Source organism: Micromonospora sp. NPDC005413 (genome assembly GCF_040606435.1).
In the GTDB taxonomy this organism is placed as follows: Bacteria; Actinomycetota; Actinomycetes; order Mycobacteriales; family Micromonosporaceae; genus Micromonospora.
In genome coordinates this window covers 52,402-76,593 of sequence record NZ_JBEXEV010000016.1, presented here as the reverse complement: position 1 = coordinate 76,593, position 24,192 = coordinate 52,402, and the positions used below count along the sequence as shown (strand labels likewise).

Sequence of the window (24,192 nt, the reverse complement as noted above, 5' to 3'; positions counted from 1 at the left end):
ATCAGCCGGCTCCACCCAGCTCGGCGACCAGGTCCTCGACAGAGGTGACCGGCCGCTGGCAGACGAAACCCCGGCAGACGTACGCGGCGGACCGCCCGTCGACCAGCGGCCGGTCGGCGAGCAGCGGCACACCGGGCTGGTCCGGACGCCCGGCCACCACCACCGCCCCGGGTGGGGCGTGCCGGCGTGCCGCGGCCACCAGGGGGTCGCCGGTCGGATCGTCGGTCGCCACGGCGATCTCGTACGGCCCGGAGAGCAACGCCTCGCCGGTCATGGCCGCGTACCCGGTGAACCGGGGGTGCTGCCCGACGATCGGCGCGACCGTACCGAGCGCCGCCTCGGCGGCCTCCCGGTAGCGCGTCTCCCCGGTCAGCGCCGCGTACGCCACCAGGCCGGCGATCAACGCGGACCGGCCGGACGGGGTGGCATTGTCGGTCGGGTCGGCCGGCCGGGCGACCAGCCGCTCCGCGTCGTCAGCGGTGTCGTAGAAAGCGCCACCGGGCGCGGCGAAGTGCGCCAACGCGGTGTCCAGCAACCCGCCGGCCAGCGTGAGCCAGCGCCCCTCGCCGGTGAGCTGGTGCAGCGCGCAGAAGGCCTCGGCCACACAGCCGTAGTCCTCCAGGACGCCGGCCGGTTCGCCGACCCTGCCATCCCGGGAGACCCGGCGCAGCCGGCCGTCCACCAGGTGCACCGTGGCCAGGTGCTCGGCGGCGTCGCGCATCGCGCCGTCGGCGACGATGGTCACGCCGTCCATCAGGTTGGCGTCCTCGTCCTGCGGGGACGCGTACAGCGCGGCGACCTGCTGGAACTCGACGATGGCGGTGATCGCCAGGCCGTTCCAGGCGGCCACCACCTTGTCGTCGCGGCCCGGCTGCGGGCGGGTGTCCCGGGCGCTGAGCAGTTGCCCGACCACCTGCCGCCAGCGGGTGCGGACCTCGGGCGCGGCATCGTCGACGTCCCGGGCGAGCCGGAGCACGCTCGTACCGTGTTCAAAGGTTCCGTCATCGGTCACCGCGAAGAGGTCGGCGGCGAACCGGCCGTCCTCCTCGCCCAGCGCCTCGACGAGTTGGGCGGGCGTCCAGGCGTAGGTGAGCCCCTCGACGCCCTCGGTGTCGGCGTCCAGCGCGGACGCGAAACCCTCCCCCGGCCGGTGCAGCTCGTCGGCGAGGAACCGGGCGGTGTCCCGAGCCACCCGGCGGGCCAGCGGGTCGCCGGTGAGCCGCCACAGCTGGGTGTAGAGCCGCAGCAGCAGCGCGTTGTCGTAGAGCATCTTCTCGAAGTGCGGCACCGTCCAATGCGCGTCCACCGAGTACCGGGCGAAGCCGCTGGCGAGCTGGTCGTAGATGCCGCCACGGGCCATCGCCTCGGCGGTGTGTCGGGTGATCTCCAGGCTGCGCGGGTCCCCGGTGCGTTGGTGGTGGCGCAGCAGAAAGAGCAGGTTCATGTGTGGTGGGAACTTCGGGGCGCCGCCGAAGCCACCGTTCGTCTCGTCATACTCACTGGCCAGCTTGGCGGCCGCGGCGTCGAGCAGCGGGGCGTCCAGCGGGGCGGTGGGGCCGCCCACGGCCTGCGCGCCGCCGATCGCCTCGACCACCGCGGCACCCTGGTGCAGCACCGCCTCACGCTGCTCCCGCCAGGCGGTGGCGACCGACTGGAGCAACTGGACGAAGTTGGTTCGTGGGAAGTAGGTGCCGCAGAAGAACGGGGTGCCGTCCGGGGTGGCGAAGACGGTCATCGGCCAGCCACCCTGGCCGGTCATAGCCTGGGTCGCGGTCATGTAGACCGCGTCCACGTCCGGGCGCTCCTCACGATCGACCTTGATCGACACGAAGTTGTCGTTCAAGAGGGCGCCGACCTGCTCGTTCTCGAACGACTCGTGCGCCATGACGTGGCACCAGTGGCAGGCCGAGTAGCCCACCGAGATGAGCACCGGCACATCTCGCCGTTTCGCCTCGGCGAACGCCTCGTCCGACCAGGGCCACCAGTCGACCGGGTTGCCGGCGTGCTGGAGCAGGTACGGGCTGGTGGCGTCGACGAGTCGGTTCACCCGACGACCATAGTGCGTCAGGAGGCGCCGTCGGCGCGGAGCCGGAAGACGTTCGACTCCGCCGAGTCGCGCAGCGACCCCAGCACCGCGCCGATCTTGTCCGCCGGCATCGGCTTGAAGAAGTGGTAGCCCTGCGCGGACGTGCAACCCAGCTCGGCCAGGGCCATCCGCTGCTCGGCGGTCTCCACCCCTTCGGCGACCACGCGCAGCCCCAGCTCGTGAGCGAGGCCCACGGTCGTCCGTACGATCGCCGCCGCCTCCGGCGAGTCGGCCATCCGGACCACGAACGAGCGATCCACCTTCAACTCGTCGACCGCGATCCGGGTAAGGAAGGTCAACGAGGAGAAGCCGGTGCCGAAGTCGTCCACCGCGAGCTGCACGCCCATCGACCGGAGCGTGGCCAGCACCTCGTCGATGACCTCCAGCTCACTCATCACCACCGTCTCGGTGATCTCCAAAACGAGCCGGTGCGGCGGCACCTGGTGGCGGCGCAGCGCGTCGGCGATCTCCGCCGGCAGCCGGGGGTCGAGCAGGCTGCGCGCCGAGAGGTTGACCGAGATCGGGACGTCCAGGCCGTCCCGGGCCCAGCTGGCGGCCACGCCGAGCGCCTTGTCCAGCACATAACGGGTGAAGGTGCCGAGCTGCTCGCTGTTCTCCACCGGCCGGATAAAGTCGGCCGGGTTCAGCCACCCGCGCCGGGGATGCCGCCAGCGGATCAGCGCCTCCACGCCGGTGGGCGCACCGGTGGCCAGGTCGACCGCCGGTTGCAACGCCAGCACCAGCTGATCGTCGACCTTCAGCGCCTCGCGTAGCTCGGCCAGCAGGGCGAGCTGGTCGGTGCTGGCCGCGTCCCGGGTGCCGTCGTACACGGCGACGTTGCCGCCGCCCTCCTTGGCCTGGTACATCGCGATGTCGGCGCGGCGCAGCAGCTCGGTCAGGTCGGCGGTCCCCGCGTCGGCCACCACCACTCCGACGGAGACCTCGATCGACATTCGCACCCCGGCCACCTCGGTCGGCGCGGCCAACTGCTCGGCGATCTCGCGGGCCTGACGCAACGCGTGTGCCATCGGGGCGGCCCGGTCGCTGAGCACCGGCACTGCGGTGAGCAGCAGAGCGAACTCGTCGCCGCCGAGCCGGCCGAGCAGGTCACCAGGGCGGACCAGCGCGGTGAGCCGATTCGCGGTCAGCCGCAGCAACTGGTCGCCCGCGGCGTGGCCGAGGGTGTCGTTGACTTCCTTGAACTGGTTGATGTCCAGCAGCAGCAGCGCCACCGGGTGATCGTGCGCGAGCTGTCGCAGCGACTGATCACCCTTGCCGAGCATCGCCGCCCGGTTGGCCAGCCCGGTGAGCGGATCGTGGACCGCCTCGTACGACGACCGGGCGGTGACCAGCCGCAGCTCGCGGTGAGTCGCGGCGTCGTGCAGCGCGGCGGCGAGCGCGTCGCCGAACGCTGCCACCGCGTCGTGTTCTCGGGGGGTGGGCGGAGCTGAGCGGGGGAACCTGACCCGCAGCCGACCAACTGGAGCAGCGCCCACCGACAGTGCCCGGCTCAGCTCGTGTTCGTCCAACTCCGACTGGTCCGGTGGGCCCACCTCACGGTCGACCAGCTGGCCGCCAGCGTCGCCCCGGTATCGGTGCCAGCGGCCGTCGGCCCGAGCCACGTCGACGTCCACCAGTTCGGCGTTGAACAGCGTCAGCGCCCCGGTCACCGCCGCGCTCGCCACGCCCCGCTCGTCGAGCTGGTTGAGGGCCGCCGTGGCCTCGGCGAAGGCTCGCCAGGTGCGGCGCTCCTGATCGGAGCGCAGCCGGTAGCGATAGGTCTGCTGCAACAGCCAGAGCAGCGGCGGCAGCAACAGCAACCAGCGGGGGTCGAGCTCCAGCAGTGCGACCACCACGAGGCCGACCGCCACGTTGCCGACGAACATCAGCAGCTTGCCGCGCAGCGCGGCGAGCAGCGGCGGCCCGATCGGCAGCCCGTGCCGCAGGCCCAGCGTCACCCCGCCCAGCCAGGCGGTCACCAGGAGGTAGGTCACCGACCCGGCGATCACGGCCACCGCCAGCATCGGGGTGGGTGGGGCGAGCAGCGGCCGCCCGAGCGCAGTGGTCACGGAAACGGCCAGCGCCGACGCGGCGGCCAGCGACGCGGCGATTCGGACGATCTCCAGGGCCGGACGGCGGTCGTTGTACAGCGACAGCATCGTCCAGGCCAGCCCGGTGCCGAGCAGCGTGGCAGACGGCAGCCAGCCGGCCGGCGTCAGGTACAGGCAGACAATCAGCGCCGCCTCACCCCAGGTGATGCTGACCATTCCCGCGGCCGAGCGGAACCGTAGCCGGGCGAGCTGGGCGAGAGCGAGGACGGCGACAGCGATGCCGAAGCGGGCCGGACCCCCGAGCGGGTCGTCGGCCGGCAGCCTGGCCGGGAGGGTCAATCCGACCACGGCGGCGGCCACGGCGGTCAGCGTGACGGCCGCACTGAGCACGAGCAGCCGGCCCGGTGTGCGACGCACCCCGAGCCGGTCGAGCGGGTCGCCGGCCGAGCCGGAGGTCATCGACCTTCCCCGTCAGCCGACCGACCGACGGCGCGGCGGGCGGCCGGTGCTGTGCTGGTCATCGGCGCCCCCTCCCGCACACGGCTCGGAGACTTTTGGTCCCCCCGGCGGAAGGCTAAGCCAAACCGGGTGGCCGCAACAGGGGGCGACCAACCGGTTCGGCGTGAATCATGCGCGGACTACCCGTTCCGGTGCTGCTCGTGCCCGTTGGGAGCGGGCGTGGATGAATCACGCGCTCCGGTCCCGTCTGTCGGATCGACGACTGTCGCATCGGCCCTGGTCGGATCGGTCGGCGCGGTCTGCTGCGGAAACCGATCAGGCAACCGGCGCAGCCGAGCGTTCATGTTGCGGATCAACAGGATGGTCGCGGTGGCCAGCAGCAGGATGAGGAAGAGGCCCATCGGCCCGGCCAGACCACCCGTGCGGGTGTCCCCGAAGTTGTTCTCCGCGAGCACCTGGGCAGTGGTCAGCATGGCGTTCCTCCGATGTGCGGTTGGTAACCAGGGTAGCCCCGCCCGAAATCAACGTGCGTGCGCCGTCTCCCGCACCCCGGCGAAGAGATCGGACTCGGGCAGCGGGCTGTCGACCACGGAGCGGGCCAGCTCGAAGTCCTCGGTCGGCCAGGCGCGCTGCTGCAGGTCCATCGGAACGTGGAACCAGAAGCCGTCCGGGTCGACCTGGGTCGCGTGGGCGCGCAGCGCGTCGTCGCGGACCGGGAAGTAATCGGCGCAGTCCACCCGGGTGGTGACCCGGGGGCCCTTGTCCGGCCGATCCTCCCACCGCTTGAGCCACTCTTCGTATGGCGACTCCAGACCAGCGGACAGCATGCCTTCGTGCAGGGCCATGATCTTGGCCTTGGAGAAGCCGATGTCGTAGTAGAGCTTGAGCGGCTGCCAGGGAGCGCCCAGTTCCGGGTAGCGCTCCGGGTCACCGGCAGCCTCGAACGCCGCCACGCTCACCTTGTGGCACATGATGTGGTCCGGGTGCGGGTAGCCGCCCTCTTCGTCGTACGTGGTCACCACGTGCGGACGGAACTCGCGCATCAGCCGCACCAGTGGGCCGGCGGCCACCTCGACGTCCTGCAGGGCGAAACAGCCCTCGGGCAGTGGCGGCAGCGGGTCGCCCTCGGGCAGGCCCGAGTCGACGAAGCCCAGCCACGCCTGATCGACGCCGAGGATCGCCCGCGCGGCGTCCATCTCGGCACGACGGATGTCGGCGATGTTGGCCCACACGTCGGGCCGGTCGAGTTTGGGGTTGAGCACGCTCCCGCGTTCCCCGCCAGTGCACGTCACGACCAGGACGTCCACCCCCTGGGCGACATACTTCGCCATCGTCGCCGCGCCCTTGCTCGACTCGTCGTCCGGGTGAGCGTGCACGGCCATGAGACGCAGTTGCTCTGCCAACTTCGGCGCTCCTCGTCTGTGCCGGACGGTGGACCCGACCGGGCTCGACCGGCTGACCTGCCGGGATCGTTCCTCACACCCCATCGCCGGTCAGCACCGCAGGGCATGACCTGCCATTCCTGCCGCTGGACCGGGTGGGAGGATGGACTCTGTCATTCTTGCCGATACCGCCGACAACAACGCCAGGAGATACCCGCCGGTGACCGAGACGCACGCCACAATTTCACCAGGCGCGCCGGTATTCCCGGCCGGGCGCTACGGCCGTCGCCGAGCAACGGGCGGAGGGCGCCGCCGTACGCTGCTGGCCGCGCTCGCGCTGCTGGTGCTCGTGGCCACCCTGACCGCGATCTCGGTCCGGCTCTACCGCCAGTACGGCGACCCGGTCTACGACGCCCAGGTGATCACCTACACCGACATCACGGACAATCAGGTGCTGGTCGACTTTCGGGTGACCGTGCCGCCGGGCGGTTCGGCGGTCTGTGTGCTTCGTGCCCGGGACCGCGCGGGTGCCGAGGTGGCCCGTGAACAGGTCACGGTGACCGCCGAGCCCGGCGACCGGCACGTGCTGACCCAGCACCGCCTGACCACCACCGCGCGGCCTTTCATCGGCGAGGTCCTGCGCTGCCAGGCTCCGTCCTGAGCTGCCAGAACAGCATCGCGAACGAGGGCTGGGAGGGCCTCCACCAACGGTGTCGTATCCGGACACCGGCGGTAATGGCCGACCCGCTGTGTCGTACCGCACTGGTAACTTGGTAGTTCACCTGTCAGCCAGCCACGCACAACTGAGGAGACCGCCTGTGTCCACTGGCAACGAGGCGCCCGCCACCTGGCTGTCGCAGGACGCGTCCGACCGTCTCCAGGCCGAGCTCGACGAGCACATCGCCAACCGCCCGGCGATCGCAGCCGAGATCAACGCGCGGCGCGAGGAGGGCGACCTGCGGGAGAACGGCGGCTACCACGCCGCCCGCGAGGAGCAGGGCAAGGCCGAGGGTCGCATCCGCTACCTGCAGGAGCTGCTGCGTACCGCGAAGGTCGGCGAGGCGCCGACGGCGGACGCGGTGTCGCCCGGCATGGTCGTGACGATCTACTTCGACGACGACACCGACGACACCGAGACCTTCCTGCTCGGTTCGCGGGAGATCGCGGCCACCACCGACCTGACCGTCTACAGCCCCGAGTCGGCGCTCGGCAAGGCGATCCTGGGCGGCCGGCCCGGGCAGACCTGCACCTACACGGCGCCGAGTGGCGCCGACATCAAGGTGACCGTGGTCAGCTTCGAGCCGTTCTCCGGCTGACCGTCGCCGGTCTCACCACACGCGCTGAGGCGTTGCCGCCGCTGAGGCGTGGCACCATGTCGTGTCACGCCTCGGCGGCGAAGACCACCTGGTAACCGCTGGCCCGTAACGCGCTGATCAGCGTGTCCGAGTGCTCCACACCCCGGGTCTCCACCGAGAGCGCCACCTCCACCTCGCCGAGGCCCAGGTGCGGGTTGGCCCGCTGGTGCTCCACGTCCACCACGTTGGCCCGATGCTCGGCGATCTGGCTGAGCAGCGACGCGAGTTGCCCGGGCCGGTCCGAGCAGCGCACCGACACCCGCAGGTAACGACCCGCGGCAGCCAGACCGTGCTCGATCACCCGCATCATCAGCAACGGGTCGATGTTGCCACCGGAGAGCACCGCGACCACCGGCGTCTCCACCTCCACCACGCCGGCCAGCAGCGCGGCGACGCCGACCGCCCCGGCCGGCTCGACCACCTGCTTACCGCGCTCCAGCAGCATCAACAGGGCCCGGGAGATGTCCTCCTCCGAGACCGTGACGATCTCGTCGACCAGCTTGCGCACGTGGTTGAAGGTGATCTCCCCCGGCCGACCGACCGCGATGCCGTCGGCGATGGTGGAGAAGGCGGGCAGCCGGACCGGCTCCCCGGCCACCAGTGAGGGCGGGAACGCCGCCGCACCGGCCGCCTGGACGCCGATGATCCGTACGTCCGGTCGCAACGCCTTCACGGCCACCGCCATGCCCGAGATCAGACCGCCGCCACCCACCGCGGTGATGATCGTCTTTACGTCCGGGCACTGTTCGAGGATCTCCAGCGCCACCGTGCCCTGGCCGGCGATCACGTCGGGGTGGTCGAACGGGTGGATCAGCACCGCGCCGGTGCGCTCGGCGTACGTGTGCGCGGCGACCAGCGACTCGTCGACGGTGTTGCCGGCCAACTCGACCTGCGCGCCGTACCCCTTGGTGGCGGCCACCTTCGGCAGCGGCGCGTTGACCGGCATGAAGACCGTGGCGTGCGTGCCGACCAGGCCGGCGGCGAGGGCCACGCCCTGCGCGTGGTTGCCCGCGCTGGCCGCGACCACGCCGCGCTCCCGCTCCGCCGCCGAGAGCCGGGAGATCCGCACGTACGCGCCACGCACCTTGTAGGAGCCGGCGCGCTGCACGTTCTCGCACTTGAGCCAGGTCGGCCCGCCCAGTGCCGCGCTCAGCGGGCGGGAGGGCTCCAGCGGGGTGGTCCGGGTGACGCCAGCGAGCAGTTCCCGTGCAGCCCGCACGTCGTCGAGACCGACCAGTTCCGTCATGCCCCGATCGTGCCACCCGCCTCCGGAGCTCTCTGCGGCGACACCGGGGTCGACAGGTGCCCGGTTTCCGGCCACGGCGTTGATCCGCTCGACATCCCCGATATCGCGGTATCAACCTCGCTTCGTCAGCGCAATATCCGCGATCCGGAGTGGATCATGCGCGAGCGGTCGGCCAGACCGGGGCGGTCGGCCACGCTGGCAGCGCGCGGGCGATGCGGGCCTCCTGCGCAGCGGAGATCCGCTGGATCAGCACGATCAGCGCCACCGCGGCGATCACGCAGGCCACCGCGGGCACGGCGTTACGGAGGAGAGAGCCCAGGTAGTAGTCGGTGTACGCCTGGTAGCCGCCATCGGTGGAGGGGGTCTCCGGCAGCCTGTCGTACGCCCGGCTGTCGAGGCGACTGACCACCCGCTCGCCGATGCTGAACACCAACCAGGCACTCCACCAGACGGACACCAGGTCCGGGGTGAACCGCCGCCAGAGGCTGTCCCGCGCCACGCCGGCCACCACCCGGGCCGGCACCACCAAGTTCGCGAACGGGACCAGCCAGCCGGCGATCGCCCAACCGGCCCCGAGTGTCGGCAGCGCACCCGGGAACGCGTCGGTGTTCTTCCGCGCCCGCCAGGTCCAGATGATCACCAGCACGGCGGCGGTGAGGTACGCGGCCACCATGGGCAGCGCCAACAGCGCCTCGATGACCACCGCACCGATCAGCAGATCCGGGTCGTTGTCGGCCCGGGCCTGCCGGGACATCACCAACCCCACCAGCGGGCCGAGTGCCACTACGAGGTACAGCACAGCGGTCGCGCCGACGGCGATGCGGGCGGCCAGGCCGATCCCGCGTACGGAGTAGGTCGGCAGCCCCGGCGTGATGGCGGGCTGACCGTGCGGTGTGTAGCAACGCTGGCATTCGTGGTGTTCGGGAGACGTGGCGTCCCCACAGGCCTGACAGCGCATAGATGTCCCCCGGTCAGCGCGACGATGCGCGCACACCGTAGACGATCATGCGGCGGCCGGCGACCCCGTTCCGACCTGGGGATAGCCGGGGGCGTGCCGCGTCCACGGGGCGGCCATCTCGAACTGGCCGGCCACACCGAGCAGCAGCAGCTCCGAGCCGGGCGGACCGACCAGTTGCACGGCGACCGGCAGGCCGTCCGGGCGGCGGCCGATCGGCACCACGACCGCCGGCAGGCCGGCGATGTTCCACGGTGCGGCGTACGGGGCGTACCGGATGTTGGCTGCCATGTTCGCCCGCCAGGACCGGTCCGACCAGCGTGCCGCCTCCGGCGGAGCAGTGGCCAGCGCCGGGGTGAGCAGCAGATCGACCGAGTGGTCGGTGAAGAAGTCGACCGACCTTTGCCGCCACGCGGCCCGGTCAGCCTCCCGCACGTAGCCGCGACGCTGCGCCCACTCGCCCAGCGCGACGTGCCGCCGGGTACGCCGTTGCAGGCCACGCCGGTCCAACCCGGAGGCGCGCACGTCGGTGGCGGCGGCGGCGAACCAGGTGGCGATGCCCTGCAGGCCGAGTGCCGTGGGGTAGACCGGATCGGCTGGCACCGTGTCGTGCCCGGCGGCGGCGAGAAGCCGACCGGCGGCGGCTACCGCGTCCCGGTTGGGCGCGTCCGCTGCCACGCCGCGTACCGGGGAGCGCAGCGAGACGCCCACCCGCAGCCGCTGCGGCGGGACCAGCTTCTCGGGACGCCGACCGGCGAGCACCGAGAAGCCGACCGCCGCGTCGGCGACCGTGCTGGTCAGCATGCCGTGCTCGGTGAGGCCGAACCAGTCGTCCGCGCCGAGCTGGCAGGGGACCACGCCTCGGCCGGGCTTGAGCCCGACCAGGCCGCAACAGGCCGCGGGAATCCGGATCGAGCCGAGACCGTCGTTGCCGTGCGCGATCGGCACCAGCCCGGCGGCCACCGCGGCGGCGGCGCCGCCGGAGGAGCCGCCGGGGGTACGCGTGCGGTCCCACGGATTGCGGGTCACCGCGCTGTCGTCGTCGGTGAGCGCCCACAGCCCCAGCTCCGGCATCCGGGTCACGCCGAGGATCACCGCTCCGGCGCCGCGCAGCCGACGCACCACCTCGTGGTCGGCCTCCGCGACGTCGGTGCGTGCGGCCGTCGACCCGTTCCAGGTGGGCAGGCCGGCGACCGGGGTGTTCTCCTTGACCGCCACCGGCACCCCGGCCAACGGCAGGTTGGCCAGGTCCTCCTGCTCGTCGACCTTCTCCGCCTCGGTGATCGCCTCGCCGCCGCGCACGGCACGGAACGCGCCCAGCTCACGGTCGGCTCGGGAGATGTACTCGAGGTGGTCGGCGACGACCTGGGTGGCCGAGACGTCACCTCGGCGTACGCCCCGAGCGATCTGCTTGGCGGTCGCCCCGACCCAGGTCGCCACGATGTCCTGCACGGCCATCCTCCCCAGCGGTCAGCCCAGCGCCTGCTCCAGATCGGCGAGCAGGTCGTCGACCGTCTCGATGCCGACAGACAGTCGCACGAGATCCCCGGGAACTTCAAGCGGCGAGCCGGCAGCACTTGCGTGTGTCATCCGACCCGGGTGCTCGATCAGGGATTCCACGCCGCCCAGCGACTCGGCGAGCACGAAGAGCTTGGTGCGGTTGCAGATCTCCACCGCGTGGTCCTCACCACCGGCGGCACGGAACGAGATCATGCCGCCGAACCGGCGCATCTGCTTGGCGGCCACCTCGTGACCGGGGTGCGAGGGCAGGCCGGGGTAGATCACCTGCGCCACCTTCGCGTGCCCGTCGAGGTACGCGGCGAGCCGCTCGGCGTTGTCGCAGTGCCGATCCATGCGTACCCCGAGGGTCTTGATGCCGCGCAGCGTGAGCCAGGCGTCGAAGGGGCCGTTGATCGCACCCATCGCGTTCTGGTGGTAGCGCAGCTCCTCGCCGAGTGCGGCGTCGGCCACGACGAGCGCCCCGCCCACCACGTCGGAGTGCCCGCCGATGTACTTGGTGGTGGAGTGCACCACCACGTCCGCGCCGTGCGCGATCGGCTGCTGCAGGTACGGCGAGGCGAAGGTGTTGTCGACCACCAGCAGTGCGCCCGCGTCGTGCGCCACGGCGGCCAGGGCGGCGATGTCGGCGATACCGAGCAGCGGATTGGTCGGCGTCTCCACCCAGACGATCTTCGTGCGGCCAGGTTGCACGGCCGCCCGGATCGCGGCCGGGTCGGAGACCTTGGCCGGGGTGAACTCCAGGCCCCAGCGCTGGGCGACGCGGGCGAAGAGTCGGTACGTGCCGCCGTACGCGTCATCCGGGATCACCACGTGATCGCCCGGCTGGCACACGGCCCGCAGCAGGGTGTCCTCCGCCGCCAGGCCGCTGGCGAAGGCGAGCCCCACTGGCCCGCCCTCCAGCGCTGCCAGGCACTCCTGGAGCGCGTCCCGGGTCGGGTTGCCCGAGCGGCTGTACTCGTAGCCGAGCCGGGGCGCGCCGACGGCGTCCTGCGCGTAGGTGCTGGTCTGGTAGATCGGTGGAATCACCGCGCCGGTTCGGGCCTCAGGGTCCTGGCCGGCGTGGATGGCGAGCGTCTCGAAGCCGTGACTCATTCTGGTGAGGCTAGTGCCCCGTCCCGAAGGCTGGAACGGAACCCATGCTCCCGGTGGGGCCGGCCCCTCTGGCCCGGGAACGCGCCGGCATAGCCTGGGCCGATGAGCGGTTGCGTGTTCTGCGGGATCGTGGCGGGTGAGGTGTCGGCGTTCCGGGTCGCCGACGAGCCCGACGGGGTGGCGTTCCTGGACACCCGGCCGGTGTTCAAGGGGCATGTGCTGGTGGTGCCCCGGGTTCACCTGGTGACCCTGGCCGAGTTGCCGTCCGACCTGCTGCCCGGCTACTTCGCGCTGGTCCGGCGGCTGGCGGTGGCCGTGGAGACCGGCCTCGGAGCCGGTGGGACGTTCGTGGCGATGAACAACAAGGTGTCCCAATCTGTGCCACACCTGCACACCCACGTGGTTCCGCGCACCAAGGGGGACGGACTGCGTGGCTTCTTCTGGCCGCGCACCCGCTATGACGACGACACCGAGGCCCAGACGTACGCCGACCGGGTCGCCGCCGCCCTCTGAACTCCGCCCGGTCGCGAGCCGACGATCGGACAGGGCTGACTCACACGTGCGCGGGTAAGGAAGGAAGACCCACCGGTGTTACACGCTGGGAGAGGTACGAGAGGAGAGTCCCACCGTGTTTTTGCGCCGTATGAACGCCGAGATGGTTTCGCCCGACCAGGCCCTGCCGGGCCGCCCGATCGCCATGCCGGTCGCCGACCGGCACGAGGTGCTGGGCACCCCGCTGAAGGGCCCGTTCCCGGAGGGCCTGCAGGTCGCGGTCTTCGGCATGGGCTGTTTCTGGGGGGCCGAGCGGCTGTTCTGGACGCTGCCCGGCGTCTTCACCACCTCCGCCGGCTACGCCGGTGGCACCACCAGGAACCCGACGTACGAGGAGACGTGTTCCGGCCGGACCGGGCACGCCGAGGTCGTCCAGGTGGTGTACGACCCCAGCAAGATCACCTATGAGGATCTCCTGAAGGTCTTCTGGGAGAACCACGACCCGACCCAGGGCATGCGCCAGGGCAACGACGTGGGCACCCAGTACCGGTCGGCGATCTACACGACCACCGACGAGCAGCGGACCATCGCGGAGTCGTCCCGGGACGCGTTCCAGCCGATCGTGACGCGCGCCGGCAAGGGTGAGATCACCACCGAGATCACCCCGCTCGGCAGCTACTACTTCGCCGAGGACTACCACCAGCAGTACCTCGCCCCGACGAAGAACCCGAACGGATACTGCAACCACGGCCCGAACGGGCTGAGCTGCCCGGTCGGCGTGGCCCGTACCGCGGGCTGACCCACCGCCGACCCGTACGACCTCGATGCCCGGCCGCCGAAAAGGCGGCCGGGCATTCCCGTCGGACCGTGTGATCGAAATCCGTTGCCGAGCCCGGTCAGGACTCGATAACGTGGCCGTACACGTGAAAGGAGGTGGTCCAGACTTGTATAGCAATCGGACTCGTGAGGTGGCTGTCAGCTAGCCGCTGTCCTCGACAGTGATCGGTCCGCCGCGAGGCGGGCACCAGCAACAACGTCGAGACCGTGTGGCAGCGGTGCGGCGAAATCCATGACAGCCACCCGACCCCCGGGGTGCCGGCCTCAGTCCAGCCGGCCCGCGCGCAAGCGCGGAAAACCCCGGGGGTCGCTTCATATCCGGAGGTCCGGCGATGTCGATGCGCGAGCTGGTGGTCCTGGGAACGGCCAGCCAGGCGCCGACTCGTCAGCGCAACCACAACGGGTACGTGCTGCGCTGGGACGACGAGGTGATCCTCTTCGACCCGGGTGAGGGCAGCCAGCGCCAACTCCTGCACACCACGGTCACCGCCAGCGACCTGACCCGGATCTGCGTCACGCACTTCCACGGCGACCACTGCCTCGGGCTGCCCGGCACCATCCAGCGGCTCTCCCTGGACCGGGTGACGCGCCCGGTCGCCGTGCACTTCCCGGCCGGCGGCGCCGAATACTTCGCCCGGCTACGGCACGCCACCTCCTTTTACGAGACCGCCGAGCTGCAGGTCACCCCGATCGAGACCGACGGGCAGCGGATCGCCCTGAGCTGCGGCACGCTGGAAGCACGCCGGCTGCGACACCCCATCGAGACGTACGGCTACCGCCTGGTCGAGCCGGACGGCTACCGGATGCTGCCGGAGAAGCTGGCCGCGTACGACATCGCCGGGCCGGCCGTCGGCGAGCTGATCCGCGCCGGGCACCTGGACCTCGACGGGCGCCGCGTCACCCGCGACGAGGTGAGCGTGCCCCGGCCGGGGCAGCGGTTCGCCTTCGTGATGGACACCGGCCTCTGCGACGGGGTGTATGGCCTCGCCGAGCACGCCGACCTGCTGGTCATCGAGTCGACCTTCCTGGAGTCGGAGGCCGCGCTCGCCGCCGAGGTCGGCCACCTGACCGCGGCGCAGGCCGCCCGGGTGGCAACCGAGTCCGGGGTACGCCGGCTCGTGCTCACCCACTTCTCCCAGCGATACCCCGACCCACGCCGGTTCCACGACGAGGCCCGCGCGCACTTCGACGGTGACCTGATCATCGCCGAGGACCTGAGCACGGTGCAGCTCCCACCCCGCCGGGTAGCCTCGGCCGGATGACCGTCACGCTCCGCCCCGCGACCGGTGACGACCTGATGGCGGTGGGCGCCCTGCACCAGCGCTCGCGGGTCGTCGCGTACTCCACCTTCCTGCCGGCCGAGGCGCTGGCCGACCCGACGCCGGAGGCGATGGGGCGGTACTGGGTCGAGCGGTGGCGCTGGGAGCGGGACGCCCACCGGCTGACCGTGGCCGAGCGGGCCGGGACGCTGGTCGGGTTCAGCTACCTGGGCCCGGACGACGAGGACGACCCAGCCACCGGGCTGCTCAACGCCCTCCACCTGGACCCGGCCGAGCAGGGCCGGGGCACCGGGCGCACGCTGATGGTGGACGCGTTGGACGCCATGCGGGCCCGGGGCTGGCGGCGAGCGGTGCTCTGGGTCCTGCGGGACAACGCCCACGCCCGCGCCTTCTACCAGCGCGGCGGCTGGACCCCGACCGGTGTGGAACGCGAGGAGTACATCGGCGCCGCGTCCACGCCCCAACTCCGCTACACCCGCCCCCTGCTCGCGTAACGGCACCCTGTTGACGCCCGGCGTCGGTCGATGTTCGCTGTCGGCGGATCGGGGCATGTCGGAGCGACGGACGGCGTTGGCCCGGACATGGACACCGATCACACCCGGTCCGACCCGGCCGAGGAGGCCGCGCTGGACGCGTACTCCCGGGTGGTCACCACTGTGGCGGCCCGGGTGCTGCCCAGCGTGGCCGCCCTGTCGGTGCGGACCCCGCGCGGGGCCGGCGCCGGATCCGCGATCACCGTGGGCACCGACGGCCTGCTGCTGACCAGCGCGCACGTGGTCCAGGGGGCCGCCGGCGGCACGGCGGCGTTCGGCGACGGCACCGAGACTCCATTCCAGGTCGTCGGCGCCGATCCACTCTCCGACCTCGCCGTGCTGCGGGTCGACGAGACCACCGTGCCCCCGGTGGAGCTGGGCGACGCCGACGGGCTGCGAATCGGCCAGCTGGTGGTGGCCGTCGGCAATCCGATGGGCCTGGCCGGGTCGGTCACCGCCGGCGTGGTCTCCGGGTTGGGCCGTTCACTACCGGCCCGCGACGGGCGGGTCACCCGACTCATCGAGGACGTCATCCAAACCGACGCGGCGCTGAACCCGGGCAACTCCGGTGGCGCGCTCGCCGACTCCACCGGCCGGGTGATCGGGGTCAACACGGCCGTCGCCGGCTACGGGCTGGGACTCGCCGTGCCGATCAACGGCACCACCCGCCAGATCATCGCCGAGCTGACCGACGCCGGCCGGGTCCGCCGCGCCTGGCTCGGCGTGGCCGGCGTACCGGTGCCGCTGCCGCCAGACGTGACGGCGCGCACCGGTCAGCGGCGCGGGCTGCGTGTGGTGGAGGTGGTACCGGGCAGCCCTGCCGGTGTGGCCGGGATCTACCTGGGCGACATCATCCTCAGCGCCGGCGGACGAGCGGTGGTCGACGGCCAGGGGTTGCAGCGCTTGATGCTCGGCCCCGCCATCGGAACCCGCCTACCGGTCACGGTCCTCCGCAAGAGCGCCTTCGTCGACGTGGTAGCGGTCCCCACCGAACTAACCCGCTAACCCACCCCACCACCCCACCACCCTGCCCCGCCGCCTTGCCCCGCCGCTCGGCGCCTCGCCCCGCGCCGCCCGCGTCGCCCCGCCCCGCCCGCGCCGCGCCGCCCCGCGCCGCCGCGCCGCCCGCGCCGCCGCGCCGCCCGCGCCGATCTAGGGGAAATCATCGTGATCGGAGATCAACTCACGATGATTTTCCCTAGATCGACGCGGAGATGCGGCGCATGCGCGGGGGGAGGGCGGGGCGGGGCGGGGCGGGGCGGGGCGGGGTGGGGTGGGGTGGGGTGGGGTGGGTTAGTGGGCGCCTAGGTGGGCTAGGAGGTCCTGGCGGGTGAGGACGCCCTTGGGCTTGCCGTCGACGAGCACCAGTGCGGCGTCGGACTTCTCCAGCAGGCCGACGGCCTCGCTCACCGGCTGGCCGCCACCGATCATCGGCAGCGGGTCGCCCATGTGCCGCTCGATCGTGTCGTGCAGGTGGGCCTGGCCGGTGAACAACGCGTCGAGCAGGTCCCGCTCGGCGATCGAGCCGGCCACCTCGCCGGTCACCACGGGCGGCTCGGCCTTGAGCACCGGGAGCTGCGAGACGCCGTACTCGCGCATGTAGTCGATCGCGTCACGGACCGTCTCGGTCGGGTGCACGTGCACCAACTCGGGCAGCCCGCCCGGCTTGCTGGCCAGCGCGTCGGCCACCGTCGGCTCGGCGCCGGAGTTGTCGAGGAAGCCGTACCGGGCCATCCACGAGTCGTTGAAGATCTTCGAGAGGTAGCCCCGGCCACCGTCGGGCAGTAGCACCACCACCACGTCGTCCGGGCCGGCCCTGCGAGCGACCTCCAGCGCGGCGACCACGGCCATCCCGCAGGAGCCGCCGACCAGCAGCCCCTCCTCGCGGGCCAGCCGCCGGGTCATCTCGAAGGACGCCTTGTCGGAGACCTCGATGATCTCGTCGGCCACACCCCGGTCGTACGTTTCTGGCCAGAAGTCCTCGCCGACGCCCTCCACCAGGTACGGCCGGCCGGTGCCGCCGGAGTAGACCGAGCCCTCCGGGTCGGCCCCGATGACCCGCACCCGACCCTCGGACGCCTCCTTGAGGTACTGGCCGATGCCGGAGATCGTGCCGCCGGTGCCCACGCCGGTCACGAAGTGGGTGAGCCCGCCCTCGGTCTGCTTCCACAGCTCCGGGCCGGTGGTCTCGTAGTGCGAACGCGGGTTGGCCGGGTTGCTGTACTGGTCGGGCTTCCAGGCGCCGGGAATATCCCGGGTCAGCCGGTCCGAGACGTTGTAGTAGGAGCGCGGGTCCTCCGGAGCGACCGCGGTCGGGCAGACCACCACCTCGGCGCCGTACGCCCGGAGCACGTCCTGCTTGTCCTGGCTGACCTTGTCGGGGCAGACGAAGACACACTTGTAGCCCTTGAGCTGGGCCACCAGGGCCAGCCCGACGCCGGTGTTGCCGCTGGTCGGCTCGACGATGGTGCCGCCGGGCTTGAGCAGGCCAGCGGCCTCGGCGTCCTCCACCATCCGCAGCGCGATCCGGTCCTTCACCGAGCCGCCCGGGTTGACGTACTCGACCTTGGCGAGCACGGTGGCCTGGATGCCCTCGGTGACGTTACGCAGACGTACCAGCGGGGTGTTGCCGATCATGTCGACGACGTTGTCGTAGTACTGCACGGTGTGCCCTTCGTTGCGGCGCCGGCGATGGCCACCGGGCAGACGTTTCCTCGCCGCCCAGCGTACGTGTCGTCAGGGCACCAGCCCTCCGGGGATGACCGAGCTGCGGCGGGCCTCCCACTCCAGGAAGCGATCGGTCTCGGCGAGCACGCTGCCGGCCAACCACGTGATCATGACCGCGTCGTCGGCCAGCCCGAAGATCGCCAGCGGGATCTCCGGGAGCAGGTCGATAGGCGAGACGATGTACGCCGTCGCCGCGGTCATCAGGGCCAGCCGGAGGCCGCCGTCGTACTCCCCCTTGGTGGTGGCCCGGATCATCCGGGGCAGCGCCGCCAACCGGGTGCCGATCGACGGCCCACCGCGGGCCCCGGCCGCCAGTGCCCGCGCCAGGGCCGTGAACGCCGCGCTGCGCTTCAGTGTCTTCCCCATCGTCGCGCTCCTCTCCGCCGGATCAGCGTGGCGGGTCGGCGCAAGTCGACCGGTCCGCTCCTACACAGATACCCCGTTGCGTCGGTTTCCAGGCACCCTGGTGCCGTCACGACGACAGCGGCGTGTCGGGCCGGCGCGATAATGTCGCGGTATGGGGGTGGCTGGTTCCGTCGTACCCGTTGGTCCGCGCTGGCGGCACGCCTGGCGGATCGCCCGCCTGGCTGCCATCGGCACGGGAGCCACCGCGGCGGCCGTGGTGGCGACCGGCGGGGTGCTGCTCGGGCAGGCCCGCCAGGCCCGGCGCACCATCCCGATGGCCCAGGCGCCGCCGCCGCGCTGCGACGGGGTGTATGGCGCGAAGTTCCCCGGCCCCCCGCTCACCGTGGTCGTGCTCGGCGACTCGTCGGCCGCCGGCTACGGGGTGCACCGCCGACGGGAGACACCCGGCGCGCTGCTCGCCACCGGCCTGTCCCGTCGACTGCACCGGCCGGTGCAACTGCACCGCTTCGCGGTCGTCGGTGCCATCTCCGCGGCGCTCCGACACCAGGTGGAGGCGGCGCTGGAGTGCCGACCCGACATCGCGGTGATCCTCATCGGCGGCAACGACATCACCAACCGCACCCCGCGCGGGCTGGCGGTGCGCTACCTCGTCGAGGCTGTTCACACGCTGCGCGACGCCGGATGCGAGGTGGTCGTCGGCACCTGCCCCGACCTGGGCGCGATCCGACCGATTCAGCCCCCTCTGCGCTGGCTGGCACATCGGTGGAGCCGCCAACTCGCCGCAGCCCAGACGGTCGCCGTGGTCGAGGCGGGCGGTTGGACGGTCTCCCTCGGTGATCTGCTCGGCCCCCGGTTCACCGCGGAGCCGACCCGGATGTTCGCCTGGGACCGGTTCCATCCCTCCGCCGAGGGGTACGCGATGGCCGCCGCCGCGCTGCTGCCGACGATGCTCTCCGTGCTCGGTGCAGGGCAGGAACGACGGGCCACACCGACGCTGGGCGAAGGCGTACGGTCGCTGCCTGAGGCCGCGCAGGAGGCGGCCCGGCACGCCGGCACGGAGGTCAGCGGCACCCAGGTCCGGGGCCGTGACCGAGGGCCGGCCGGCCGGTGGGCGCAGTTGCGCCGCCGGGCGTTCTTCGGTGTCGGCGCGGTGCCGCAGCACGGCTCCGCCTCGGACACCTCGACAGTGGAGGGACTGGCATGAACGTGCGCAGCGAGCGGGGCGTGACGGCCGGCCTTCCGGGCCGGCTGGGTCGGGCGGCGGCGTTCTCGCTGCTCGCCGGCACCGTGGGGGGCGCCGCCGTCCTGGCCGGTGAGGCGTTCGTCGCCCGGCACCGGCGCTACGCCCAACCGGAGCTGGGGCTGGCCCTGCGTGCCACGATCGGCCGGGCCGGCGCTCCGCCGCTGCGGCTGGTGCTGCTCGGCGACTCATCGGCACTGGGCGTCGGTGTCGACCGTCTTGAGGACACCATCGGCGGGCAGTTGGCCAACCTGCTCGCCGAGGGCCCGACGGGCCGGCGGGTGCACCTGTCCAGCGTCGGCGTCTCCGGGTCCCGCTCGACGGACCTGGCCACGCAGGTGGCCCGAGCCCTGCTCGGTGAGCGGCCCGACGTGGCGCTGATCCTGATCGGCGCGAACGACGCCACCGGGCTGCGCCGACCCACCGAAGCGGCGGCGTATCTCGGCGCGGCGGTGCACCGGCTGCGCGAGGCGCGGGTCGAGGTGGTGGTGGGCACCTGCCCCGATCTCGGCGCGGTGCGTGCCATCGCGCCTCCGCTGCGTCAGGTGGTCGGCTGGTCCGGGCGCCGGATGGCCCGCGCACAGACCACGGCCGTGCTGGATGCTGGCGGCTCGGTGGTCGACCTGGCCACCGAGACCGGGCCGGTGTTCCGGGCCGACGCGGGCACGCTCTGCCACGACGGCTTTCACCCCTCGGCGGACGGTTACCGGGTGTGGGCGCACGCGCTGCTGCCCGCCGTCGCCGCCGCTGCGGCGGTCGCGACCCGCCGCTAGATCGGGCCCGGCCAGGGTGACATTTCCCGCCGCGCCGGCTTCTTCCGCGCCATGTTACCGGCGGGTTAACGTTGGTCCATGCCGATTGAGTCGTCCCGCGACGCCGTCATCGTCGCCACCGCCCGCTCCCCCATCGGCCGGGCGCACAAGGGGTCTCTGCGCGACGTCCGCTCCGACGACCTCGCCGCGACCATCGTCCAGGCCGCCCTGGACAAGATCCCCCAGCTCGATCCGACCACGATCGACGACCTCTACCTCGGGTGCGGCCTGCCCGGTGGCGAGCAGGGCTTCAACATGGCCCGGGTGGTGACCACCCTCCTCGGCCTGGACACCGTGCCCGGCGCCACGCTGACCCGCTACTGCGCCTCGTCGTTGCAGACCACCCGCATGGCCATGCACGCGATCCGCGCCGGCGAGGGCGACGTGTTCGTCTCCGCCGGTGTGGAGATGGTCTCCCGCTTCGCCCGGGGCAGCTCCGACGGGCTGCCTCCCGAGGCGCAGGCCCTGGTCGGCGGCAGCTGGGAAAACCCTCGCTTCGGGGCGGCCGGCGAGCGCTCGAAGCTCCGCGCACAGGGCGGCGCCGAGGTGTGGACCGACCCGCGCGAGGCCGGTGAGCTGCCCGACATCTACCTGACCATGGGGCAGACCGCGGAAAACCTGGCCCAGGTGTACGACGTCACCCGCGCCGACATGGACGAGTTCGGCGTACGCAGCCAGAACCTCGCCGAGAAGGCCATCGCCGACGGCTTCTGGGCCCGGGAGATCACCCCGGTCACCACGCCGGACGGCACGGTGGTGAGCACCGACGACGGGCCTCGCGCCGGTGTCACCCTCGATGCGGTCACTGGCCTCAAGCCGGTGTTCCGCCCGGACGGCCGGATCACCGCGGGCAACTGCTGCCCGCTCAACGACGGCGCGGCCGCCGTGGTGGTGATGAGCGCCCAGCGGGCCGAGGAGCTTGGGCTCACCCCGCTGGCCCGGATCGTCTCCACCGGTGTGACCGCCCTGTCGCCGGAGATCATGGGTCTCGGGCCGGTCGAGGCGTCCCGCCAGGCGCTGCGCCGGGCCGGCATGACCATCGACGACGTCGACCTGGTCGAGATCAACGAGGCGTTCGCCGCGCAGGTCATCCCGTCCTACCGGGAGCTGGGCATCCCGGAGGAGAAGCTGAACGTCATGGGTGGCGCCATCGCGGTCGGTCACCCGTTCGGCATGACCGGCGCCCGGATCACCGGCACCCTGCTCAACGCCCTCGAATGGCACGACAAGACCATTGGTCTGGAGACGATGTGCGTCGGCGGCGGCCAGGGCATGGCCATGGTGCTGGAGCGGCTCAGCTGAGCTGACGTCAGAGCGCGCTGCGGGTCGCCGTCACCTCGGCGGCGGCCCGGGCCAGCGCCTCAGGCCCCGGGCCGGCGGCCACCAGGTCTGCCGTCACCACCCGTAGCTGATCGGGCAGGGCCAGGTCGTTTTCGAGCCGGGGTACCACCCGCCGGGGCTCACCCTCAGCGTCGGCGGCCAGATTGGCGATCTCCTGCACCAACCGGTGCACCAGGTCGGCGCGGGACACGTTGCCGGTGGTCGCGACCGCTGCCCAACGCGGCTGCTGCCAGTGCCCGATGTGACGGACCAGCAACCGCACGGCCTGATCCAACTCCGCTGCGCTCATCGCCGCCGAGTCTACGGCCGGCACCGGCCGAGCCACCGCGGGCCGGTCAACGGCGCAGGTAGCTGAGCAGCCGCAGCAACTGCCAGTAGAGGAAGACCAACCCGGTGAGCAGGCCGAACGCGCACAGCCACGCGTACCGGCGGGGTCGACCGTCGCGCACCGAGCGCTCGACCAGGTCGAAGTCGAGGATGAAGCTGAACGCCCCGGCGATGATGGCCACCACCGAGAAGACGTACGGCAGCCAGCCGACCTCCCCACTGACGCTGTAGCCCGCCAGCCCCGGTCGCCCGGAGATCAGGTACGACACCAGGTTGACCACGCTGAGCACGGCGATGCCGAGCAACGTACCGATCACCAGGCGGGCCAGTCGGGGCGTCGCCCGGATGACCCGAGCCCGGTAGAGCGCCGCCATGCCGAGGAAGACGCCGAAGGTGCCGGCCACCGCCTGCGCCACGATGCCCGGATAGACCTGCTCGAAGGTGCGGCTCGCCACCCCCAGCAGCAGGCCCTGCAGCACGGCGTAGCCGACGATCGGCACCGGGTTGGTGATCCCGCGCAACGAGATCACCAGGACCAGGGCGATCGAGGCGAGCGCGCTACCGGCCAGCGCGGCCCCCAGCCAGACCACGTCGGGTATCACCGCCCAGGACACCCCCGCGGCCGCGCCGGTGACGAGCAGCAACCCGACGGTACGGACCACCACGTCGTCGACCGTCATCGGCTCGACGTCACGGGCGCCGAGCACCCGGGCCTCCACCCGGCCGGTCTCGTCCAGCCGGTTGAGCACCGGGTTGCTGCTGCGCACCGCCGCCTCCTTCACCCGCGTACCCCCAGGGCGTGTGTCAAAGCCCCTGGCCGGCCTGCGACGGGCCCAGACGACGACCGGCCGCGTTGGGAATTGGCCCGGATACAACACCGGTATCCGGGCCAATTCCCGCCTTGCCGGACCGCCGCCTGGACTCCGCCTCGGCTCGACCGAGGCTTTGACACACGCCCTTGCAGTCACTCTGCCCCGGGCGGCCCGACGGCGGCGGGAAAACGGCGCGCCCGGTGCGAACGACGGCGCCCGCCCTCGCATGAGCGGGGGCGGGCGCCGGTCGACAGCGCGGACGAGGTCAGTCGTCGCCCTGGAAGTAGCTCAGCAGGCGCAGGATCTCGATGTAGAGCCAGACCAGGCTGACCAGGATGCCGAAGGCAGCCGTCCAGGAGTAGCGCTGGGGCAGGCCCATCCGGACGCCGTCCTCGATCTCCTTGAAGCTGAGCACGAAGCTCAGCGAGGCGACCACGATGCAGACCAGGCTGAAGCCGATCGCCAGCGGGCTGCCGTCACGCAGGCCCGTGTTGACGCCGAACAGCGCCAGCACCAGGTTGATCATCATGACGGCGAAGAGGCCGACCATCGCCGCGATCATGCCCTTGACGAACGCGGGAGTGGCCCGAATGACCTTCGCCCGGTAGAGCATCGCCATCAGGAAGAAGATGCCGAAGCTGGCCACGGCGGCCTGGAGCACGATGCCGTCGTAGAGCGTCTCGAACGCCTTGCTGACCATGCCGACGAAGACGCCCTCGACGACCGCGTACGCGATGACGAGCGCGGGGTTGGCCATCCGGGAGAACGAGATGATCAAGCCGAGGACCAGGCCGACCACCGCCGCGCCGATCCAGGCGGTACCGACCAGCGAGTCGGGCACGAGCACCCAGGCGGCCGCGGCGGTGATGCCCAGGATGCCGAGCAGGGCGACCGTCTTGACGACCACGTCGTCCACGGTCATGGGCGCTACGGCGGGCGGCGCGGCCGGGTAACCGGCCTGGGACGGGTACTGCTGGGGAATGCCGGGCTGTCCGTACGGCCCGGCCGGGGCGTACCCGGCGGAGCGCTCCCGCTCGGCCGCTTGGCCGAGCCGGGCGAGCACCGGGTTCGAGGTCTTCACTGTCTGGCCTCCCTCAGGGGGTCGTTTGCACGTGAACGTGCCCTCCAAGAGTAAACGGCGCAGCCAAGTCCTGGTGATCACGAATGAGCATGTGTGTGCGAGCCGACCGGTGCCCGGGGCGGGGGTCGAACCCGCACGCCTTGCGGCAGCCGCTTTTAAGGCGGCCGTGTCTGCCTTTCCACCACCCGGGCGGGTGG

23 protein-coding genes and 1 tRNA gene are annotated in these 24,192 nt (G+C 71.9%); 10 read left to right on the top strand and 14 right to left on the bottom strand.

The genetic code is table 11. The annotated features are described in order from the left end of the window. Position 1: 1 nt before the first annotated feature. The 4 genes from ABZS37_RS18660 to mca form a co-directional block, all read right to left on the bottom strand. Positions 2–2,047: a thioredoxin domain-containing protein gene (locus tag ABZS37_RS18660; RefSeq protein WP_355170443.1), complete on the bottom strand. Its 2,046-nt coding sequence runs from the start codon at positions 2,045–2,047 to the stop codon at positions 2–4. A gap of 17 nt (positions 2,048–2,064) precedes the next feature. Continuing rightward, positions 2,065–4,596 (bottom strand): bifunctional diguanylate cyclase/phosphodiesterase, encoded by a 2,532-nt coding sequence (locus tag ABZS37_RS18655; RefSeq protein ID WP_355170441.1) that lies wholly within the window; start codon positions 4,594–4,596, stop codon positions 2,065–2,067. Positions 4,597–4,775: 179 nt separating this feature from the next. Further along, complete coding sequence (locus ABZS37_RS18650) at positions 4,776–5,069, bottom strand: hypothetical protein (RefSeq protein ID WP_355170439.1); 294 nt, start codon at positions 5,067–5,069, stop codon at positions 4,776–4,778. Positions 5,070–5,117: 48 nt separating this feature from the next. Then, positions 5,118–5,999: a mycothiol conjugate amidase Mca gene (gene mca / locus ABZS37_RS18645; protein ID WP_355170437.1), complete on the bottom strand. Its 882-nt coding sequence runs from the start codon at positions 5,997–5,999 to the stop codon at positions 5,118–5,120. Between the two features lie 199 nt (positions 6,000–6,198). Here mca and ABZS37_RS18640 point away from each other — a divergent pair, with 199 nt between their 5' ends. Both ABZS37_RS18640 and greA read left to right on the top strand, forming a co-directional pair. Then, positions 6,199–6,639 carry a DUF4307 domain-containing protein gene (locus ABZS37_RS18640; protein WP_355170509.1) on the top strand — a complete coding sequence of 147 codons (441 nt, stop codon included), beginning with the start codon at positions 6,199–6,201 and terminating at the stop codon, positions 6,637–6,639. Between the two features lie 157 nt (positions 6,640–6,796). Next, positions 6,797–7,294 (top strand): transcription elongation factor GreA, encoded by a 498-nt coding sequence (gene greA / locus ABZS37_RS18635; protein WP_355170435.1) that lies wholly within the window; start codon positions 6,797–6,799, stop codon positions 7,292–7,294. 64 nt (positions 7,295–7,358) lie between these two features. On the opposite strand, the gene ilvA is transcribed toward greA, so the two are convergent. The 4 genes from ilvA to ABZS37_RS18615 all read right to left on the bottom strand — a co-directional run bounded on the left by ilvA (position 7,359) and on the right by ABZS37_RS18615 (position 12,147). After that, positions 7,359–8,579: a threonine ammonia-lyase gene (ilvA, locus tag ABZS37_RS18630; protein ID WP_354995710.1), complete on the bottom strand. Its 1,221-nt coding sequence runs from the start codon at positions 8,577–8,579 to the stop codon at positions 7,359–7,361. Positions 8,580–8,733: 154 nt separating this feature from the next. Further along, on the bottom strand, positions 8,734–9,537 hold the full coding sequence (locus tag ABZS37_RS18625) for a DUF4328 domain-containing protein (RefSeq protein ID WP_355170433.1): 804 nt from the start codon (positions 9,535–9,537) through the stop codon (positions 8,734–8,736). Positions 9,538–9,582: 45 nt separating this feature from the next. Continuing rightward, entirely contained in the window at positions 9,583–10,992 is a 1,410-nt protein-coding gene (locus ABZS37_RS18620; RefSeq protein WP_355170431.1) for an amidase family protein, read from the bottom strand. Positions 10,993–11,004: 12 nt separating this feature from the next. Then, positions 11,005–12,147, bottom strand: a complete 1,143-nt coding sequence (locus ABZS37_RS18615; RefSeq protein ID WP_355170429.1) for a cystathionine gamma-synthase — start codon at positions 12,145–12,147, stop codon at positions 11,005–11,007. Between the two features lie 102 nt (positions 12,148–12,249). Here ABZS37_RS18615 and ABZS37_RS18610 point away from each other — a divergent pair, with 102 nt between their 5' ends. The 5 genes from ABZS37_RS18610 (at position 12,250) to ABZS37_RS18590 (ending at position 16,294) form a co-directional block, all read left to right on the top strand. After that, complete coding sequence (locus tag ABZS37_RS18610) at positions 12,250–12,660, top strand: HIT family protein (RefSeq protein WP_355170427.1); 411 nt, start codon at positions 12,250–12,252, stop codon at positions 12,658–12,660. A 115-nt stretch (positions 12,661–12,775) separates the two neighbouring features. Then, a complete protein-coding gene (gene msrA / locus ABZS37_RS18605; RefSeq protein ID WP_355170425.1) occupies positions 12,776–13,438 on the top strand; it encodes a peptide-methionine (S)-S-oxide reductase MsrA in 663 nt (220 codons plus the stop codon). A 370-nt stretch (positions 13,439–13,808) separates the two neighbouring features. Next, positions 13,809–14,738 carry a ribonuclease Z gene (locus tag ABZS37_RS18600; protein ID WP_355170423.1) on the top strand — a complete coding sequence of 310 codons (930 nt, stop codon included), beginning with the start codon at positions 13,809–13,811 and terminating at the stop codon, positions 14,736–14,738. After that, positions 14,735–15,250 (top strand): GNAT family N-acetyltransferase, encoded by a 516-nt coding sequence (locus ABZS37_RS18595; protein ID WP_355170421.1) that lies wholly within the window; start codon positions 14,735–14,737, stop codon positions 15,248–15,250. Before ABZS37_RS18600 ends, ABZS37_RS18595 begins: the two co-directional genes overlap by 4 nt. A gap of 87 nt (positions 15,251–15,337) precedes the next feature. Beyond that, positions 15,338–16,294: a trypsin-like peptidase domain-containing protein gene (locus ABZS37_RS18590; RefSeq protein ID WP_355170419.1), complete on the top strand. Its 957-nt coding sequence runs from the start codon at positions 15,338–15,340 to the stop codon at positions 16,292–16,294. Between the two features lie 288 nt (positions 16,295–16,582). Here ABZS37_RS18590 and ABZS37_RS18585 read toward each other — a convergent pair whose 3' ends face one another. Continuing rightward, positions 16,583–17,953 carry a cystathionine beta-synthase gene (locus ABZS37_RS18585; RefSeq protein WP_354995718.1) on the bottom strand — a complete coding sequence of 457 codons (1,371 nt, stop codon included), beginning with the start codon at positions 17,951–17,953 and terminating at the stop codon, positions 16,583–16,585. Between the two features lie 72 nt (positions 17,954–18,025). Beyond that, complete coding sequence (locus ABZS37_RS18580; RefSeq protein ID WP_355170417.1) at positions 18,026–18,382, bottom strand: YkvA family protein; 357 nt, start codon at positions 18,380–18,382, stop codon at positions 18,026–18,028. Between the two features lie 151 nt (positions 18,383–18,533). On the opposite strand from ABZS37_RS18580, the gene ABZS37_RS18575 reads away from it, so the two are divergent. The 3 genes from ABZS37_RS18575 (at position 18,534) to ABZS37_RS18565 (ending at position 21,736) form a co-directional block, all read left to right on the top strand. Continuing rightward, the gene (locus ABZS37_RS18575; RefSeq protein WP_355170415.1) at positions 18,534–19,586 is read left to right on the top strand and encodes an SGNH/GDSL hydrolase family protein; all 1,053 of its coding nucleotides are present in this window, start codon (positions 18,534–18,536) and stop codon (positions 19,584–19,586) included. After that, a complete protein-coding gene (locus ABZS37_RS18570) occupies positions 19,583–20,395 on the top strand; it encodes an SGNH/GDSL hydrolase family protein (protein WP_355170413.1) in 813 nt (270 codons plus the stop codon). Before ABZS37_RS18575 ends, ABZS37_RS18570 begins: the two co-directional genes overlap by 4 nt. A 78-nt stretch (positions 20,396–20,473) precedes the next feature. Then, entirely contained in the window at positions 20,474–21,736 is a 1,263-nt protein-coding gene (locus tag ABZS37_RS18565) for an acetyl-CoA C-acetyltransferase (RefSeq protein WP_355170411.1), read from the top strand. A 7-nt stretch (positions 21,737–21,743) separates the two neighbouring features. On the opposite strand, the gene ABZS37_RS18560 is transcribed toward ABZS37_RS18565, so the two are convergent. From ABZS37_RS18560 to ABZS37_RS18545, 4 genes are all read right to left on the bottom strand, one after another. Beyond that, the gene (locus ABZS37_RS18560; protein ID WP_355170409.1) at positions 21,744–22,064 is read right to left on the bottom strand and encodes a hypothetical protein; all 321 of its coding nucleotides are present in this window, start codon (positions 22,062–22,064) and stop codon (positions 21,744–21,746) included. Positions 22,065–22,110: 46 nt separating this feature from the next. Continuing rightward, positions 22,111–22,869 carry a Bax inhibitor-1/YccA family protein gene (locus ABZS37_RS18555; RefSeq protein ID WP_355170407.1) on the bottom strand — a complete coding sequence of 253 codons (759 nt, stop codon included), beginning with the start codon at positions 22,867–22,869 and terminating at the stop codon, positions 22,111–22,113. Between the two features lie 310 nt (positions 22,870–23,179). After that, positions 23,180–23,995, bottom strand: a complete 816-nt coding sequence (locus tag ABZS37_RS18550) for a Bax inhibitor-1/YccA family protein (RefSeq protein WP_354995725.1) — start codon at positions 23,993–23,995, stop codon at positions 23,180–23,182. A 110-nt stretch (positions 23,996–24,105) separates the two neighbouring features. After that, a tRNA-Leu gene (locus tag ABZS37_RS18545) sits at positions 24,106–24,186 on the bottom strand. Positions 24,187–24,192 lie beyond the last annotated feature (6 nt).